Genomic DNA, 18,650 nt, shown 5'->3' with positions numbered 1-18,650 from the left:
GATGCGATACGACAGGCAAATGATCCTTCCCGAAATCGGAGAAGAGGGACAGCGGAAACTGAAGCAAGCAAAGGTTCTTATTGTAGGCGTAGGAGGGTTAGGCTCTCCCATCGCCCTCTATCTGGCCGGAGCAGGAGTAGGTTGTATAGGACTGGTAGACGACGATGTGGTCAGTATCAGCAATCTGCAAAGACAGGTGCTCTATTCAGAAAAAGAATTAGGTAAACCGAAAGCAATATGTGCCGCTGAACGGCTTTCCGCACTCAACAGCGAGACAACTTCCCAGCCTTATCCTACCCGTCTAACAGAAGAAAACGCACAAGAAATCATCAGTCAGTATGATATTGTAGTAGATGGCTGCGACAACTTCCCTACCCGTTATCTGATCAATGACATCTGTGCAAAAACGGGGAAAGTCTATGTCTATGGAGCCATCTGCGGCTTCGAAGGCCAGGTATCTGTTTTCCATTACGGAGAAGAGAAAAAAGACTATCGGGACCTATACCCCGACGAAGAGGAAATGAAACGAATGCCCCCGCCTCCCAAGGGTGTAATGGGCATCACTCCCGCTGTGACAGGGAGCATCGAGGCAACAGAAGTGCTGAAGATTATATGCGGCTTTGGAGAAGTATTGTCGGGCAAACTATGGACTATTGACTTGCGGACATTGCAATCTAACAAATTTTCACTATAAACGTTGGTTTCTGAAATAGTTAATTAGTAACTTTGCTAAAGTTTACAACTTAACAAAGGAAATGAAACTAATTGTAGTTACCACCCCTACTTTCTTCGTTGAAGAAGATAAGATTATTACCGCTCTTTTCGAAGAGGGACTGGATATTCTACATCTCAGAAAACCTGAGACACCAGCCATGTATTCCGAACGATTGCTGACACTGATTCCTGAAAAATATCATCGCCGCATCGTGACACACGAGCACTTCTATCTGAAAGAAGAATTCAACCTGATGGGTATTCACCTGAATGCACGCAATCCGAGCGAACCGCATGATTACGCCGGACATGTCAGTTGTTCCTGTCATTCCGTAGAGGAGGTAAAAAACAGAAAGCATTTCTATGATTATGTTTTCATGAGCCCTATTTACGATAGTATTTCGAAGGTCAATTATTATTCTACTTATACGGCAGAAGAGTTACGTGAAGCACAGAAAGCCAAAATCATTGACTCCAAAGTGATGGCACTCGGGGGGATTAATGAAGATAATCTACTGGAGATAAAGGATTTCGGATTCGGAGGAGCTGTTGTACTGGGAGATCTCTGGAATCGGTTTGATGCTTGCCTGGACCAGAATTATCTGGCAGTGATCGAGCATTTCAAGAAGTTGAAGAAATTAGCGGACTAAGAACATTGATTCGAGAAACAAATATAAAAAAAACGCTGTAAATAATACTCCACAGCGGTTTTCTTTTTTACAAGTATTTACTTATCAGAACTTATATCCTAATACTATAGAGAAGTTCATATTTTTAGGATTACCAACTTTTTGTACATCTACCAAACCAAATTGGCCATCTAATCCTACAATAATCTGACCTAATTCCAATGCAACACCAACACCTAATCCTGCATCAAAACGCTTCAAACCACCATCACCAAAAGTATTCTCCTTATACTCCACATTGCCCATATCCACTTTTGACTTACCTGCAATACCACATGCTAAATAGGGTCCCGCATTAATAACCACATTTGTATTATTAGCAACATCAAAACGCGCAGCAGCCATTACCGGCAATTCTAAATAATAAGCATTAATTGTGAGTTCATCTTGCTTTGCACCTTTGCTGCTTACAAACAATGATGGTTGCAATGACCAAGTATTATCAAAAGCATATTCAAAACCTCCTCCAAGCTTAAAGCCAATTTTTGCATTCATATCAGCATCACCTGTGTAATTACTAATATTCATTCCTACTTTGGCATTCCAACCTGTAATCTGCGAGAAACCGACTACTGAAACTAATGCGAATAAAATAAATAAAATACTCTTTTTCATAATTCTAAAGTTTTTAATTAATTACTATAGTTAAATCATCTGTTTAATCAATGACACAAATGTATAACCGAAATTTATATTTAACAACATTTTCTTCAATAAACGTGTAAAATATAGAGATAATACATAAAGAAAGGGAATTCCCTATTTTAAAGAATCCCCTTTCCTGTTTTTTTATTATCTACTACTCGATTAGAAATTGTAGTGGAAACCAATAGAAAGATCTTCGCTAGTCAACATCAGACCAAAAGAGTCTCCGGAAGTGTTCACATTTCTACGATATCCCAAGAAGCCATACTTAGCTACAAAAGAGAAATGATCGTTCAGTTTAACAGCAATACCCGGTCTCAAACCAATCTGGCCTGCTTTAGTAGTATCACCATCTTTAATTTTCACGAAACCAATAGCAGCAGTTCCATCCAGGAACAGACGCACAGCATCGTTTTGATAGTAAGACCAACGGATATACGGAGCAACAGTAACTGTATTTGCAGTCACCTGCTTCACATACTCGTGTGAATAGTTCAGTTCAGCACCCAATGCCCATGTTTCATTAAAATTGTAGCCGATTTCCGGAGCAACTTTAAAAGAGGTAGTGTTGCCTGTGCTATTACGCCATACATTCAAAGATCCGCCTACGTAAATGTCCTGTGCTTTTACAGCGATAGTTGCTAACATGACAACTACCAATAATAAACCCTTTTTCATCTTCTTTCTTTTTAAATTATAAAATAAAAATACGTTTTGTTTTCGAGGGCAAAATTAAGCTACTTCTTTATCTTAAACAAATATTTAGTTAGTTTTTTATAATAATCACCAAATGCATCCTTATTAAAAGCTGATTATCAGCACCTAACGAGCATAAATAAAAATAACATCATCTAACAAAACAGGCTGTAATCGTCTCGTAAGAGAATGATTACAGCCCAATTATCAGAAAGTTAACTTTCTAACCAGTTTATCTCTCTATCCTTCAATTGCTGCCTGCGCCGCTGCCAATCTGGCGATAGGCACCCGGAACGGAGAGCAACTAACGTAATTCAAACCTACTCTATGGCAGAACTTCACAGAAGACGGTTCACCACCATGTTCACCACAGATACCGCATTTCAAATCCGGACGGATAGCACGGCCTTTCTCTGTAGCCATACGTACCAACTGACCCACACCATTCTGATCGAGAACCTGGAACGGATCTACTTTCAGAATCTTCTTTTCCAGATAAACCGGAAGGAAAGAAGCGATATCGTCGCGAGAATAGCCGAAGGTCATCTGAGTCAAGTCATTCGTACCGAATGAGAAGAATTCAGCAGATGAAGCGATACGGTCAGCAGTCAAGGCTGCACGCGGAATTTCGATCATAGTACCTACTTTGAAGTCAATGCTGTCGCCAACTTCTTTAAATAACTTCGCAGCTTCTTCGCGGATCACTTTCTCTTGTTCCTTGAACTCGTACAAGATACCGGTCAGCGGAACCATGATTTCCGGATGTGTCTCTACACCTTCTTTCTTCAGTTCAAGAGCCGCACCCAAGATAGCACGTGTCTGCATCTGAGTGATTTCAGGATATGTATTTCCCAGACGGCAACCACGGTGGCCCAACATTGGATTGTGCTCACACAATGATTCTACACGCTGCTGGATATATTGCAGGCTTACCCCCATCGTGTCAGCCATTTCCTGCTGGCCCTTCGTATCGTGAGGAACGAATTCATGCAAAGGAGGATCGAGCAAACGAACAGTCACCGGACAACCAGCCATTGCTTTAAAGATACCCTTAAAGTCAGCTTGTTGATATGGAAGGATCTTAGCCAATGCCTTGCGACGGCCTTCAGCATCTTCCGACAGGATCATTTCGCGCATTGCTTTAATCTTTTCACCTTCGAAGAACATATGCTCTGTACGGCAAAGACCGATGCCTACCGCACCGAAGTTACGTGCTACTTCCGCATCATGAGGAGTATCCGCATTGGTACGTACCTGCAGACGGGTATATTTATCCGAGAGTTTCATCAAATCGGCAAAGTCACCGGAAAGTTCGGCAGCCTGTGTTTCTACTTTACCATTATACACTTCTCCTGTACTACCGTTCAATGAGATATAATCACCTTCTTTTAAGACAATACCGTCAATTTCCACCGTACGGTTTTTATAGTCGATATTCAATGCACCTGCACCGGACACACAGCATTTACCCATACCGCGAGCCACCACAGCTGCATGAGAAGTCATACCACCACGAGCTGTCAGAATACCTTCGGCAACCGCCATACCAGCCAGGTCTTCCGGAGAGGTTTCGATACGAACCATTACCACTTTCTTTCCACCGGCAGCCCATTCGGCAGCATCATCAGCGAAGAACACAATCTGCCCTGTTGCAGCACCCGGAGAAGCCGGAAGACCACGAGTCAGTACTTTAGCCTGTTTCAAAGCTGATTTATCGAATACCGGATGAAGAAGTTCGTCCAGTTTATTGGGTTCTACACGCATCAAAGCAGTCTTTTCATCAATCATGCCCTGACGGAGCAAGTCCATTGCAATTTTCACCATAGCCGCACCGGTACGTTTACCGTTACGAGTCTGCAGGAACCATAATTTACCTTCCTGCACAGTGAATTCCATGTCTTGCATATCTTTATAATGGTTCTCCAATTTTGTTTGCAAAGCATCCAGTTCCTTGTAGATTTCCGGCATTGCCTCTTCCATAGAAGGGAATTTCGATGCACGGATATCTTCAGTAACACCTGCCAATACAGCCCAGCGCTGAGAACCGACTTTAGTAATCTGTTGCGGAGTACGAATACCGGCTACCACATCTTCACCTTGTGCATTGATCAGGTATTCACCGTTGAAAAGGTCTTCACCTGTACCGGCATCACGGGAGAAGCAAACACCCGTTGCAGATGTATCACCCATATTACCGAATACCATAGCTTGTACGTTTACAGCAGTTCCCCATTCATCAGGTATACTTTCCATCTTACGATAAAGGATAGCACGCTCGTTCATCCATGAATCAAATACGGCGCAGATGGCCCCCCAAAGCTGTTCGTAAGCACAAGTCGGGAAATCTTTTCCGGTCTGCTCCTTCACAGCTGCCTTGAATTTCTTTACGAGTTCTTTCAGATCTTCCACTTCCAGCTCGTTGTCAAGTTTCACTCCTTTTGATTCTTTTACTTCTTCGATGATTGCTTCGAACGGGTCAATATCTTCTTTGTTTGTCGGCTTCATGCCCAGAACAACGTCACCGTACATCTGCACAAAACGACGATAGGAGTCCCATGCAAAACGAGCATTACCAGTCTTCCGGATGATACCTTCCACTACCTCATCATTCAGACCCAGGTTCAGAATAGTATCCATCATACCCGGCATAGACGCACGGGCACCCGAACGAACAGAAACCAACAATGGATTTTCGATATCACCGAATTTAGATTTCATTAATTCTTCTACACGGGCAATGGCTTTTACTACTTCATCTTTCAGCAACTCAACCACTTTATCACGTCCTAACGTATTATACTCCGTGCAAACTTCTGTAGTTATGGTGAATCCGGGAGGGACGGGAATTCCTATTAAATTCATTTCGGCAAGATTGGCACCTTTACCACCCAACAAATTCTTCATGTCAGCCTTTCCTTCTGCCTGACCATTTCCAAAGGTATAAACTCTTTTTTTATCCATAATATTGTGTTTAAAGTTACATTATGATTTTTTTCTGTTCGCAAATCTAAGTATATTTCGCAAACCAGAAAACTTTTTGAGAAAAAACTTTCTATTAAAATGCAATTTCGACATTACAATCTGGAATATTTTCATAGACACGAAAGTTTTCCAAAAAAAATACCTACTTTTGCATCATAATTATTAGATTGGTGTAAAAGTGGCAAGAAAGAGAAAAGAACTTCCCCTGCTGGAGAAGGTAACAATAACGGATGTGGCTGCCGAAGGAAAAGCCATCGCAAAAGTAAACGACCTGGTGATTTTTGTTCCTTATGTAGTGCCAGGCGATGTTGTAGACCTGCAAATCAAGCGCAAAAAGAACAAATACGCCGAAGCTGAGGCCGTGAAATTTCACGAGCTGTCGCCAGTACGTGCCGTCCCTTTCTGCCAACACTATGGCGTATGCGGTGGTTGCAAATGGCAGGTACTCCCCTATTCGGAGCAAATCAAGTATAAGCAGAAACAGGTGGAGGACAATCTGAAGCGTATCGGTAAGATTGAACTTCCGGAAATTTCACCGATTCTGGGTTCTGCCAAAACAGAGTTCTACCGGAATAAACTGGAGTTCACTTTTTCCAACAAACGCTGGCTCACTAACGATGAAGTTCGCCAGGATGTGAAATACGATCAGATGAATGCGGTAGGTTTCCATATTCCCGGAGCTTTCGACAAAGTGCTGGCTATTGAAAAATGCTGGTTGCAGGATGACATTTCCAATCGTATCCGCAATGCCGTACGCGACTATGCTTATGAGCATGATTATTCGTTTATCAACCTGCGTTCACAGGAAGGTATGTTGCGGAATATGATTATCCGTACTTCATCTACGGGAGAACTGATGGTGATTGTTATCTGTAAGATCACAGAAGATCATGAAATGGAGCTGTTCAAACAACTGCTGCAGTTTATTGCCGACTCATTCCCCGAAATCACTTCTCTCCTATACATTATTAATAATAAGTGTAACGATACGATTAATGATTTGGATGTGCATGTATTCAAGGGGAAAGACCACATCTTCGAAGAAATGGAAGGACTGCGCTTCAAGGTCGGCCCGAAATCATTCTATCAGACTAACTCCGAACAGGCCTACAATCTATATAAGATAGCCCGCGAATTTGCCGGCCTGACCGGAAATGAACTGGTATATGACTTATATACCGGAACCGGAACAATCGCCAACTTTGTATCACGTCAAGCACGTCAGGTGATTGGTATTGAGTATGTACCGGAAGCTATCGAGGATGCAAAGGTAAACGCCGAAATTAATGAGATAAAGAATACCTTGTTCTATGCCGGAGACATGAAAGACATGCTGACTCAGGAATTTATCAACCAGCATGGACGTCCGGACGTGATTATTACCGATCCTCCACGTGCAGGTATGCATCAGGATGTTGTGGATGTTATTCTGTTTGCCGAACCGAAGCGGATTGTATATGTAAGCTGTAACCCGGCTACGCAGGCACGCGACTTACAACTGCTCGACGGCAAATACAAAGTGAAAGCCGTACAGCCTGTAGACATGTTCCCCCATACACATCATGTGGAAAATGTGGTATTGCTGGAACTTCGATAATACGTTAGTTGAACTGTTCGCAAAAGAAAAAAGAAATGGAAAAAAGACCGAGAAGAACTCCTGCTGAGAAAGCACGTGCACAATATACAAACTATGCCGTCAAGGAACCCATGGAACTGATGGAGTTTCTGGCTGCTAAAATGCCGGATGCAAGCCGCACGAAGTTGAAATCTTTATTAAGCAAACGAGTGGTGTTAGTGGATAACGTTATCACAACTCAATTCAACTTTCCGCTGCAAGCCGGAATGAAAGTACAAATCAGCAAGGAAAAGGGAAAGAAGGAATTTCATAACAGATTGCTGAAAATTGTATATGAAGATGCATATATTATTGTGGTAGAAAAGATGCAAGGACTCTTGTCCGTTAACACGGAGCGGCAAAAAGAACGTACTGCTTATACTATTCTGAATGAATATGTACAGCGTTCGGGCAGACAGCACCGGATCTTCATCGTACACCGTCTGGATAGGGATACATCAGGATTGATGATGTTTGCGAAAGACGAAAAGACACAACGGACATTGCGTGACAACTGGCATGAAATAGTGACCGACCGCCGTTATGTGGCTGTCGTGGAAGGAACAATGGAGAAGGATTACGACACGGTAGTTTCTTGGCTGACAGACAAGACCCTCTACGTAAGCTCCAGCGAATATGATGATGGCGGTTCGAAGTCTATCACACACTATAGAACCATCAAACGTGCTAACGGATATTCATTGCTGGAACTTGATCTGGAAACAGGACGAAAGAATCAGATTCGTGTGCACATGCAGGATTTAGGACATCCGATCATAGGGGATGGAAGATATGGAGGCGAAGACTCGCCCAACCCGATCGGAAGACTGGCACTCCATGCCTTCAAACTTTGTTTTTATCATCCGGTGACGGGAGATTTGATGGAATTTGAAACACCTTATCCGGGAGAGTTTAAGAAGTTGTTCTTGAAAAAGTAAAAAGGATATAAAAAAAGAAGAGATTGAATAATTCAACCTCTTCTTTTTTTATATTATCTCCTCTTGCCGATTAATAGTCTTCTTCAAGAAAGCTCAATACATTAACCGTTATTGCATGTACAATTCCACATCGCCATAATAGAATCCATTAATATATAAAGTTCCCGTCATACGTCCATGACTAACATATACATTACGCAGTTCACGCGGAGGAGCAACATTACCATAATCAATATAAAGGGTACCATTTCCTACACTCCATTGCAGTCTTAACGGTTTTCCATAATAATCACCATTATCATAATAGCATAGCTGGTCCTCTCCAAACCCATCCGCACCTAAGTAGATGCCACTTTCCAAAGGATCATGATAACGGTCATCAGATTCAAATCCTAAATCACCAATCCACGTACGTCCTACAATTCTATCGAATATTGTTTCATCGTCTTCGCACGAAGTAAAGCCGACCAATAAGGACAGCAGCATCAGAACACCTACGTATTTTTTCAAATTCTTCATAATTATCTAGTCTATTGCATTAATTATTGCAAAATTAACGTTTTTATTTTACTATACACCTTAAGACGCAAGTTTTTTGTACCTTTGCCCCAGTAACAGTAACATTTCCGTATGAAACTTCTTTGGCTTGATTTAAATAGCTCCTACGCGCACTCTTCGCTGGCATTGCCGGCATTACATGCACAAATAGCAGACGATACTACTATTGAATGGTGTACAGTATCAGCAACCATCAACGAGAACACCGGAATGGTTGTCAATCAAATCTACCGTCATCAACCCGACATTATCGCCGCTACCAACTGGCTATTTAATCATGAGCAACTGTTACATATCGTTTCACGCGCTAAAGCTTTGCTTCCCCATTGCTGTATTGTTCTCGGAGGTCCGGAGTTTCTGGGAGATAACGAAGCCTTCTTAAGAAAGAACAAATTTGTCAGCGGAGTGTTTCGTGGAGAAGGCGAAGAAGTGTTTCCTATCTGGTTAAAAGTATGGAATCATCCAGTAAGTGAGTGGAATCAGGTATCCGGTCTTTGTTACTTAGATGAATCTGACCGATATCAAGATAATGGTATCGCCCGTGTCATGAACTTCTCCCAACTCGTCTCACCGGAAAAAAGCAGCTTCTTCAACTGGAGCAAACCTTTCGTACAACTGGAAACCACCCGAGGCTGCTTCAATACCTGTGCATTTTGCGTCAGCGGAGGTGAGAAACCTGTCCGCACCATTTCTTTGGAGGCAATCCGCGAACGATTGAATGTTATTCATCAACATGGAATCAAAAATGTGCGCGTACTCGACCGTACTTTTAACTACAATAATAAGCGAGCCAAAGAACTTCTGCATCTTTTCCGTGAATATGCACCGGATATCTGTTTCCATCTGGAAATTCATCCGGCACTTCTCTCCGAAGAGTTGAAAGAGGAACTCGCTGTTTTACCTAGCGGTCTGCTACACCTTGAAGCCGGTATTCAAAGTCTTCGGGAACCGGTATTGGAGAAAAGCCGACGCATCGGAAAATTATCTGATGCCCTCCAAGGTCTGAAATATCTTTGCTCTCTTAAGAACATGGAGACTCATGCCGACTTAATAGCCGGACTTCCTCTCTATCATCTGTCCGAGATATTCGAAGACGTCCGTACACTTGCCGAATATGGCGCAGGAGAAATCCAACTGGAATCATTAAAACTACTTCCCGGCACAGAAATGCGAAGAAGAGCGGAAGAGTTAGGAATCCAATACTCCCCTCTGCCTCCATACGAAGTCCTGAGAACCAAAGAGATTTCTGTAGAAGAACTACAAACAGCCCACTACCTCTCCCGCCTTTTAGACGGATTTTATAATACTCCCACTTGGCGGAGTATCACCCGAACCCTTATTTTAGAGAATCCGCAATTCTTACATGAGTTACTCGACCATTTAGTACAAACAGATGTAATTGACACTCCTTTAAGCTTGGAGAAAAGGGGACTTATCATCTATGATTTCTGCAAGAATCATTATCCAGACTATGTGACACAGGTCAGTATTGCATGGATAGAAGCAGGTATGTCGTTAAAGAAAATCCCCGCTGAAAGAGTTAAAACAAAACGGCAGGTTCCTCCCGATAATTGGGAAATTATATACGGCGCATACCGTGAGAATCTACGATTATGTTTTCTCCCTGTTGACGAAGAAGGGCATGGTTATTGGTTCGGATTTGAATCGGAAATTCAGAAGATAAAACCTGTGTTCAAGGCAAAAAGATTACCTTAACAGGAGCACAAAAGTTGTGTTGGTTTTGTATCATCTATAGATGCGGCAACAAAAAAAGAAAAGTATTCTCATATTATGTGAAATAAATACTATTTATTCATTACACAAAGCAGCATTTCCCATTTTTCACCGTCCATACAATAAACTTTACTAGCACATTGTATGGACATTTGTAAATATCAATTAGGTACTCTTTGTCTATTATTGCTTCCTTTATCTGTGGCAGGACAAGAGTGGAGCAAACAGGACTCATTGAGATTACAGCAGTTATTGAAATCCGATCAGGAAATTAATATAAACAGAAAGTTCGTTGAGAAAACAGAACAGAATATGTTGTATCATACAAAATCGTTTGTTGACTTTGATCCAACACTGCCGGCTTTAAAATCACCGATTATGTCTCCGAAATTGTCCCTATATACTCATCATGTTTTCCGACGCACTAATTCTGTCTTCTTGCCCACTTATTCTTGGTTTAAAATACACAAGAATATTACTTTGCACAGTAAAAGTAACTTTGGAGAAAATCCGGACCATTTTCATGTTGAAGCTCAGATGGATTATAGCATCTCTAAAAAATGGTCTCTCAGCATATATGGTGAACAAAATCTGGATGCCCGAAGATATCGGGGACTTTCATCTGAAGTGATACCAACTACTTTGGGCAGCAACATTATCCTTAAAATAAATAAAGGCTGGAAATTGAAGACTGATGTGCGGTATCAATACAACACCATACGAAAGAAATGGGAATGGGTACCTCAGGTAAGTATTTCTTATGAGTGGTAAAAAAAAGGAATCACATGGCAAACGATTCATTTCCTCATAAAGATAACAAAGTTTTAGAAAGCCGGAAAGAGTATCTTCCATTTATTCTCGTACCTTTGTAGTACGATTAAAAAACATCCTATAATAATGAAGAACTTTATCAAGGGATTCCGGTTTACTCCCTCTAATTATCCGGCTGAAGTAGAAGCGAAAATACAGAAATACAGAAAACAAGGTTACAAGCTCCCATTGCGTAAAGTGCTACGTACACCCGAGCAACTGGAAGGAATCCGTGAGAGTGCGAAGATCAATACTGCCTTATTAGATTATATTTCGGAAAATATCCGCGAAGGAATGTCTACTGAAGAGATCGATGTTATGGTATATGACTTCACCACAAAGCATGGTGCTATCCCTGCCCCTCTCAACTACGAAGGATTTCCTAAAAGTGTCTGTACCAGCATTAACGATGTAGTGTGCCACGGCATTCCCAGCAAAACGGAAATACTACAAAGCGGAGATATAATCAATGTAGATGTTTCCACCATTTACAAAGGATATTTCTCCGACGCATCCCGCATGTTCATGATTGGTGACGTGAATCCCGAAATGCGTAAACTTGTTCAGGTAACAAAAGAATGCATGGAAATAGGCATAGCTGCTGCACAGCCATGGAAACAACTAGGAGACGTAGGCGCTGCTATTCAGGAACATGCAGAAAAGAATGGATTCAGCGTAGTACGCGATCTTTGCGGGCATGGCGTAGGTATGCAATTTCACGAAGCACCGGATGTGGAACACTTCGGACGTCGTGGAACGGGAATGATGATTGTTCCGGGTATGACCTTTACCATTGAACCGATGATAAATATGGGCACTTACGAAGTGTTCGTTGACGAAGCTGACGGATGGACGGTATGTACAGATGACGGACTACCCTCTGCCCAATGGGAAAACATGATTCTGATTACTGAAACCGGAAACGAAATTTTGACTTATTGATGGAGCTGATTCTACTTATTGTTATTGCCGCATTAGCAGTAATCTCGATTGTACTATCACTGGTAAAAGGAAATAACCATGCCCAAGCAGAACAATTGCAAACAGCCTTGCGCCAACAAATGCAAGAAAACCGTGAAGAACTAAACCGCAGCATACGGGAACTCCGCATGGAAATGACCCAAACACTGAATCAGAATATGCAACAACTGCAAGACGTGCTGCATAAGAATATGATGACGAGCGGAGAACTGCAACGCCAAAAGTTCGACACGATGGCACGCCAACAAGAGGTTCTGATAAAATCGACTGAAAAACGTTTGGATGACATGCGGCTGATGGTGGAAGAGAAACTGCAGAAAACCTTGAATGAACGCATTGGCCAGTCCTTTGAAATCGTCCGCTCACAATTGGAAAATGTACAGAAGGGACTGGGAGAAATGAAATCTCTCGCACAAGATGTCGGTGGACTGAAGAAAGTCTTGAGCAACGTGAAAATGCGCGGTACATTCGGAGAGGTTCAGTTGGGAGCACTGCTGGAACAGATGATGAGTCCGGAACAATATGACGCTAATGTAAAAACCAAGAAAAGCGGAACCGAATTCGTGGAATTTGCCATTAAGCTTCCTGGCAAGGATGATGCGAACAGCACTGTATACCTGCCTATCGATGCCAAATTTCCGAAAGACATATACGAGCAGTATTACGACGCTTTCGAAGCCGGAGATACCTCATTGATAGAGTCATCCGGCAAGCAGCTGGAAGTAACAATCAAAAAGATGGCGAAAGATATTCACGACAAATATGTAGACCCGCCTTTTACGACAGACTTTGCGATTATGTTCCTGCCTTTCGAAAGTATTTATGCGGAAGTGATCCGAAGAACAAGTTTGGTAGAGACGCTGCAAAAAGAATATAAGATTGTTGTGACGGGACCGACTACTCTTGGAGCTATTCTGAACAGTCTTCAAATGGGATTCCGCACACTGGCTATTCAAAAGCGTACCGGAGAAGTATGGACTGTATTAGGAGCAGTCAAAACAGAATTCAGCAAATTCGGAGGTCTGCTCGAAAAAGTACAGAAGAACCTGCAAAGTGCCGGTGACCAATTGGAAGAAGTAATGGGAAAAAGGACTCGCGCCATTGAACGGAAACTACGCCAAGTAGAACAATTACCGCATGAGGAGAGTCAAAAGATTCTACCGATAGCAGATGATGGGGATGACGAATAAAATAGCCATTATCAAACTTTTAAAATGGTGTCACTATCCGGTCGGGATAGTGTAACTATGCAGATTGGATAGTGTCACTATACTAACTATATAGTGACACTATATCAAAATTTATCAGCCATCAGTTGAGTTATATGTTATCTTGAGAGCACTAGCTTCCCGCAGTACTTGCTTGACATCTGTCACGAATCCTATCTTGCACCCCTTCTCTATCTTGAGGCCAACAACCAAACTTTCCGGATCAGCTTGCTTCGCACGTGCAGCAGTGACTTTCTGTTTCAACTCTGTTAAAGTAAAATCCTTAACTACTTCCCGTCCTTCCGAAGTGTGAATCGTTACCACAATGCCACTGATTCTTTCCTCCACTGGAAGTTCCTTTAATCCATATTTTTTCGGAGCCCCTTCTATTAAAAGAATCGGAAACAAGCGGTCAAGATGCTCTTTACTCTTATCTGTTGATGTAACTGACAGATCAGCACGTATTTGCTCAAATGCCCCTTTCGCTTCTTTGAGGATAGTGGTAATTGCAGCAATTTCAGTTCCGCGATCATACTGAAAGAAAACAACCTGAGCATCTTGCCTGCTACTTTCCTCCCATGACTTCAACAAGTTCTTTATAATAGCAGACTTCAACTCATCCATCGAGGTAAATTTGCCATCGAACAACACCTTATTATCGGCATTAACCAAAAGCTGGTGAGCCTGCTTCTCCTTTACCCGGGAAGGTGGATTCGATCCATTGACCAGTTTACTATACTTCTCTTCTTCCTTTCTGAAGAAAATCATCAAAGACACATAATCATCCGCTTTATCCTGCTGAATTTCAGTCTGAATCTGCTGCGGTATTTCTTTCACTTCCGGCTGTGCGAACACATAAAGTGCGCCAGCCATTACAGGCACGGCAAGCAATAGCTTCAATCGTGCCCAACGATTGGTTCTTTCTTTTAACATCATAGTGATACGTTTTTTAAGTTTAGAGTGATTAAAGCCATTAGCCATAGAGTAGAGCCTTGTGCCAACAGCTTTTTTCACCAGTAATAATTGATATTTAGTTGCATCGACGCCTGTATTAATTACGCCATTATCGGCTTCAAATTCATGTATTTCCTGCAACTCCCGTTTGAGTAGCCATATAACAGGATTAAACCAATGAACAAGCAGGAAAATCTGCATAAACAATAAATCCAATGTGTGATGATTTCGTAAATGCATCATTTCATGGAGGAGTACTTCTTCGGACTGCCGGGAATAATCAGATGCTGAAACAACAATGTATCTGCCCCAACTAAACGAAGCAATCGGCTGCCGGGGAATCACCAATATATAGTTTCCATACCGTTTTTTCTCTGACATGCGAATTAACTGAGCCAAACGGCAGGTAGACACAGACAACCAGACAAATGTCAACAAAGCTCCTGCTCCATATATAGTCCCCAAAGTTACAGGAATCCAATTCAAAGATGAGATTTCCGTATTCTTTTCAGACAGGAGAATCTCGTTTCCCGGCTCTTCCGGATTTGACATGACCTGCTCCGTACTTTGCAAAATCTCGTGAATGGCATACAGAGGGGTATGCAAAAATGTCTCTTCAGTAGTTGTCAGCTCTATAAGTGGAAGCAAAGTACATCCTGACAATCCGACTAACAAAGTAATACGATTGAAACGGAAAAAAGTACTCCGACTCATCATCAGCTTAAAGAAAATATAAAAGATCACCAAGCAACATCCGGATTTCAGCAGATAGAATAAAAAGGCTCCCATTGTGTTTTCAGATTAAAAGTTATTTGTCTATAGAATAAAATCCGTATCTGTCTGACAGACTACAGAGAGATTAATTCTTCTTTTTGCCTTGCTCTATATACTCTATCAATGCTTTAAGTTCATCAACCGACATGCCTTCTTCTTCAATAAAAGAAGACACTACATTGATATAGGAGTTATTATAATATTGGGAAACAACTTCTTTGAGTGCCGAACTTTTATACTCCTTTTCTGAAATAAGCGCATAATACTGGTAGGTATTTCCATAGGCTTTATATCCTACAAAGCCCTTCTCTTCCAGCCCCCGTACAAGGGTAGAAACAGTATTGTAATGCGGTTTCGGCTCATCATAGAATGATAGAAGCTCACGAACAAACATAGGTCCATGTTCCCAGAATATACACATAATCTCTTCCTCTTTCGTGGTCAATCGTTTCATCTGTTTCATAGTTGAATATATTATTTAGTTCTTACAATGGCACAAATATAATACTATTATTCGAACAAACAACTAATCACATTAGTTAATCTACTAATTAATGCAGTTGTTTAACTAATATTATTAGTAGATATATTTTTCACCTTATTATATATACAATAAAAAAGGCATATCATCTGATAAATATCCGATATGCCTAATTCTATTATTTTTGAATTATTATTTCCGCCTTCGGGCAGGTAATACTATCCATAGAACAATATACCCCAATAAGCCTGAGAGAATAGTTCCTGACAGCACTCCGAACTTAGCCTGATTCAATAGAATAGGAAAGTTTGCTCCAAAAGAAAGATTGGCAATAAAAAGTGACACCGTAAAACCAATCCCTCCCAAAAGAGCGATACCGGAAAGATTCGTCCAAGTCATACCCGGCGGCATCGGAGTCAGTTTTATCTTTATAGCCAACCAAGTAAAGAAGTAAATTCCTGCAAACTTTCCGAACAATAAGCCTGCTGCTACTGCAATACCTACATCTCCTACCAACTCGCCGCCACCACTAAAGACGACGCCGGCATTGACAAAGGCAAACAACGGAAGGATCAAATAATTGACAGCTCCATGCAAATTATCTTCAAAAGACTGAAGGGGGCTAATAACACGGTCGGAAGCTGATTCAACCTCTTTCAGTTTGGCAATCTGCTCATTAGTTAACACAATACTTCCCGATTCCATCACTGGGAAACCTGCGATTGTATGACGAATATGCTCAATGTATTTCCCTACATCCAGACGAGGCTTCGCCGGAATAACAAAAGCCAGAATAACTCCCGAAATAGTACTATGGATACCCGATTGCAAAAATAAATACCATATAACGACACCAATCACTAAAAAGAAAATCTTATTCGTCGCACCACGCTTACCTATAAAATAAAGTAGAATGTAAAGTAAGACAGCTACCAGAATGTATCCATACGACACATGCGAACTATAGAAAATAGCAATTACGAGAATACCTCCAATATCATCAACCACTGCAAAAGCCGTCAGAAATATCTTCAGACTCAACGGAACGCGACTTCCCAACAAACTCAAGACTCCTAACGAGAAAGCAATATCCGTCGCCATTGGAATAGCCAGCCCCTGCCCTCCCTCACTACCCGGAGGACAAATTGACATAAAAACGAGCACCGGCAGCAGCATCCCCCCACAAGCAGCAATAAAGGGAAGCGCTGCTTTGCGGAAAGAAGAAAGTTCACCCACTAATAACTCCCGCTTAATCTCCAACCCTACCAATAAGAAAAATATAGTCATCAGTCCATCATTGATGAACTCAATCATCCGCAGATTCTCTCCACCATGCGAAAGCAGATTAAAATCACCAATCTGCAAATGAAGCTCATGCAAGAGGAACTCCTGATAAACCGGAGCTACCGGAGAATTAGCGATAATAGCAGCTGCAATTGCCGCTACAAACAAGAGGATACTCGCCGCAATATTCATTGACGAGAAATTTCGCATAGTACGCAAAATTGTCATAATGAAAAGTGTTTATAGTATTAGATTCGCAATATACGGATTTTCTCAATCATTATAGCTCCTTAAAGCCAGGTTTTTCACCCAAAGAACAAATATGCCCGTCAAAATAAGGTTCAATACCAATGTAAGCACAGAGATTACCAATGCCGGACCTCCGAGATTATAACCTAATGCAATAAATATAATTCCGGCACCTACCTCTCCACGAGTGAACATACCAATAGAAAGAGCCAGTCGTTCGCTCAACTTCCGGTCACGATAGAAGAACATCGGACAAAGTTTTCCTATATTCGACAAGAAAGAGACTATGACAACATGGAACAAAATCATCCCCCATGACATCATTTCCTGCGAACCTGTCACCGAATGAGTACCTGCATGAGTTTCCGCAAAGTTGACTCCGATAAAATGAGGCATACTCATTCCTACCAGGAACATAAACAGGAAGGAAATTCCGGTAGAGACTTTCCGTTCCACAGGGGTGTCATGCTCTTCGTGCTTCATGATCATACCCAATACAAATGCCGGTAACAGTACTTCGATATGGATGCTTCCTTCCTCTCCGTACAGTTCTTTACTGCCAAGATAAAGTATCTGCGTAGCCAGAAATATGATAACGGAGTAGAAAAGAATAGCCTTCCAGTCCTGCCGCCAATTATATTTATTCAACTGCCGCCAACCGACAGACAGCAACATAAATACAATGACCACTACAATAATCAATTGCCAGCGCAAACCAATCATCATTATCTGAAGGGGGATCATCAGAATAATCGTATCCAAGTCGTCAAAAATAGCCAAAACCTGAATCTTCTTATATATCCAGCTCGACTTCAAACCGATAGCCGCCAACATCGTAAATAAAATGCCGGCTGACGTAGGCGCAGCAAAACGGCTTAACAACAGGTTTTCTTTCCAAGCCTCCCAACTGTTCCAGTAATCAGGCGGAAGAAGTACGAATACGTAATAGATAGCAATCATAAACCAAGGTAAGGCGGCTGTAGCCATCGCTATAAAGTAATCCTCGGCATAACTTTTCCAGCGGACTTTGTCGAGCACAAATTCCCGCCCCACATTAATCATTATAAAACTAAGACATACATAAAGTAGTATATTCGACAGGACCTTAACGGCTCCATATCCTTCTCCCGCTATCATCGGAAGGAATTGTGAAATGACGAGCCCCAACATCAGGAAGCCCGAAAAAGACAGAACTTTTCTCATATTTATAGTTGTTTGTTTCAAAAAAGACGATTGCCAAGGAAAGCTCTGCAGACAGAAGGCAATCACCTGGTGTATTAAAAAACTAACCGCAAGCCGATTTGTTCAGAATATCTCTCTGAAAAATCGCTTGCGGTT

16 protein-coding genes are annotated in these 18,650 nt (G+C 41.7%); 8 read left to right on the top strand and 8 right to left on the bottom strand.

Annotated features, from left to right (window positions below):
- Nucleotide 1: 1 nt before the first annotated feature.
- Both HMPREF2794_RS15305 and HMPREF2794_RS15300 read left to right on the top strand, forming a co-directional pair.
- Nucleotides 2-694 (top strand): HesA/MoeB/ThiF family protein, encoded by a 693-nt coding sequence (locus HMPREF2794_RS15305; protein ID WP_022300815.1) that lies wholly within the window; start codon nucleotides 2-4, stop codon nucleotides 692-694.
- 61 nt (nucleotides 695-755) lie between these two features.
- A complete protein-coding gene (locus tag HMPREF2794_RS15300; protein ID WP_010538304.1) occupies nucleotides 756-1,364 on the top strand; it encodes a thiamine phosphate synthase in 609 nt (202 codons plus the stop codon).
- 84 nt (nucleotides 1,365-1,448) lie between these two features.
- Here the strand turns inward: HMPREF2794_RS15300 and HMPREF2794_RS15295 are convergent, their stop codons facing one another.
- From HMPREF2794_RS15295 to ppdK, 3 genes are all read right to left on the bottom strand, one after another.
- Complete coding sequence (locus tag HMPREF2794_RS15295; protein WP_010538305.1) at nucleotides 1,449-2,018, bottom strand: porin family protein; 570 nt, start codon at nucleotides 2,016-2,018, stop codon at nucleotides 1,449-1,451.
- A gap of 192 nt (nucleotides 2,019-2,210) precedes the next feature.
- Complete coding sequence (locus HMPREF2794_RS15290) at nucleotides 2,211-2,726, bottom strand: outer membrane beta-barrel protein (protein ID WP_010538306.1); 516 nt, start codon at nucleotides 2,724-2,726, stop codon at nucleotides 2,211-2,213.
- A gap of 258 nt (nucleotides 2,727-2,984) precedes the next feature.
- Nucleotides 2,985-5,705 (bottom strand): pyruvate, phosphate dikinase, encoded by a 2,721-nt coding sequence (gene ppdK / locus HMPREF2794_RS15285; protein WP_010538307.1) that lies wholly within the window; start codon nucleotides 5,703-5,705, stop codon nucleotides 2,985-2,987.
- A 199-nt stretch (nucleotides 5,706-5,904) separates the two neighbouring features.
- Here ppdK and rlmD point away from each other — a divergent pair, with 199 nt between their 5' ends.
- Nucleotides 5,905-7,323: a 23S rRNA (uracil(1939)-C(5))-methyltransferase RlmD gene (gene rlmD / locus HMPREF2794_RS15280; protein ID WP_010538308.1), complete on the top strand. Its 1,419-nt coding sequence runs from the start codon at nucleotides 5,905-5,907 to the stop codon at nucleotides 7,321-7,323.
- A 35-nt stretch (nucleotides 7,324-7,358) separates the two neighbouring features.
- The gene (locus tag HMPREF2794_RS15275; RefSeq protein WP_010538309.1) at nucleotides 7,359-8,279 is read left to right on the top strand and encodes an RluA family pseudouridine synthase; all 921 of its coding nucleotides are present in this window, start codon (nucleotides 7,359-7,361) and stop codon (nucleotides 8,277-8,279) included.
- 108 nt (nucleotides 8,280-8,387) lie between these two features.
- Here the strand turns inward: HMPREF2794_RS15275 and HMPREF2794_RS15270 are convergent, their stop codons facing one another.
- On the bottom strand, nucleotides 8,388-8,798 hold the full coding sequence (locus HMPREF2794_RS15270; RefSeq protein ID WP_070751821.1) for a hypothetical protein: 411 nt from the start codon (nucleotides 8,796-8,798) through the stop codon (nucleotides 8,388-8,390).
- A gap of 111 nt (nucleotides 8,799-8,909) precedes the next feature.
- Here HMPREF2794_RS15270 and HMPREF2794_RS15265 point away from each other — a divergent pair, with 111 nt between their 5' ends.
- The 4 genes from HMPREF2794_RS15265 to HMPREF2794_RS15250 all read left to right on the top strand — a co-directional run bounded on the left by HMPREF2794_RS15265 (nucleotide 8,910) and on the right by HMPREF2794_RS15250 (nucleotide 13,552).
- On the top strand, nucleotides 8,910-10,553 hold the full coding sequence (locus HMPREF2794_RS15265) for a B12-binding domain-containing radical SAM protein (RefSeq protein WP_022301950.1): 1,644 nt from the start codon (nucleotides 8,910-8,912) through the stop codon (nucleotides 10,551-10,553).
- A gap of 162 nt (nucleotides 10,554-10,715) precedes the next feature.
- Nucleotides 10,716-11,342 (top strand): DUF4858 domain-containing protein, encoded by a 627-nt coding sequence (locus tag HMPREF2794_RS15260; RefSeq protein ID WP_010538312.1) that lies wholly within the window; start codon nucleotides 10,716-10,718, stop codon nucleotides 11,340-11,342.
- 126 nt (nucleotides 11,343-11,468) lie between these two features.
- Nucleotides 11,469-12,323: a type I methionyl aminopeptidase gene (gene map, locus HMPREF2794_RS15255; protein WP_010538313.1), complete on the top strand. Its 855-nt coding sequence runs from the start codon at nucleotides 11,469-11,471 to the stop codon at nucleotides 12,321-12,323.
- Nucleotides 12,323-13,552, top strand: coding sequence for a DNA recombination protein RmuC (locus tag HMPREF2794_RS15250; protein ID WP_010538314.1), 1,230 nt, complete (start codon nucleotides 12,323-12,325; stop codon nucleotides 13,550-13,552). Before map ends, HMPREF2794_RS15250 begins: the two co-directional genes overlap by 1 nt.
- Nucleotides 13,553-13,666: 114 nt before the next feature.
- Here the strand turns inward: HMPREF2794_RS15250 and HMPREF2794_RS15245 are convergent, their stop codons facing one another.
- From HMPREF2794_RS15245 to HMPREF2794_RS15230, 4 genes are all read right to left on the bottom strand, one after another.
- Complete coding sequence (locus HMPREF2794_RS15245) at nucleotides 13,667-15,313, bottom strand: M56 family metallopeptidase (RefSeq protein WP_010538315.1); 1,647 nt, start codon at nucleotides 15,311-15,313, stop codon at nucleotides 13,667-13,669.
- Between the two features lie 70 nt (nucleotides 15,314-15,383).
- Complete coding sequence (locus HMPREF2794_RS15240; protein ID WP_010538316.1) at nucleotides 15,384-15,752, bottom strand: BlaI/MecI/CopY family transcriptional regulator; 369 nt, start codon at nucleotides 15,750-15,752, stop codon at nucleotides 15,384-15,386.
- A gap of 219 nt (nucleotides 15,753-15,971) precedes the next feature.
- The gene (gene nhaA, locus HMPREF2794_RS15235) at nucleotides 15,972-17,291 is read right to left on the bottom strand and encodes a Na+/H+ antiporter NhaA (RefSeq protein ID WP_022301529.1); all 1,320 of its coding nucleotides are present in this window, start codon (nucleotides 17,289-17,291) and stop codon (nucleotides 15,972-15,974) included.
- Nucleotides 17,292-17,336: 45 nt separating this feature from the next.
- Nucleotides 17,337-18,515, bottom strand: coding sequence for a cation:proton antiporter family protein (locus tag HMPREF2794_RS15230; protein WP_010538318.1), 1,179 nt, complete (start codon nucleotides 18,513-18,515; stop codon nucleotides 17,337-17,339).
- Nucleotides 18,516-18,650: the final 135 nt, after the last annotated feature.

The sequence above is a fragment of the Bacteroides sp. HMSC067B03 genome, assembly GCF_001811315.1.
Classification (GTDB): Bacteria; Bacteroidota; Bacteroidia; order Bacteroidales; family Bacteroidaceae; genus Bacteroides; species Bacteroides faecis.
This window is presented reverse-complemented; position numbering and strand designations above follow the sequence as displayed.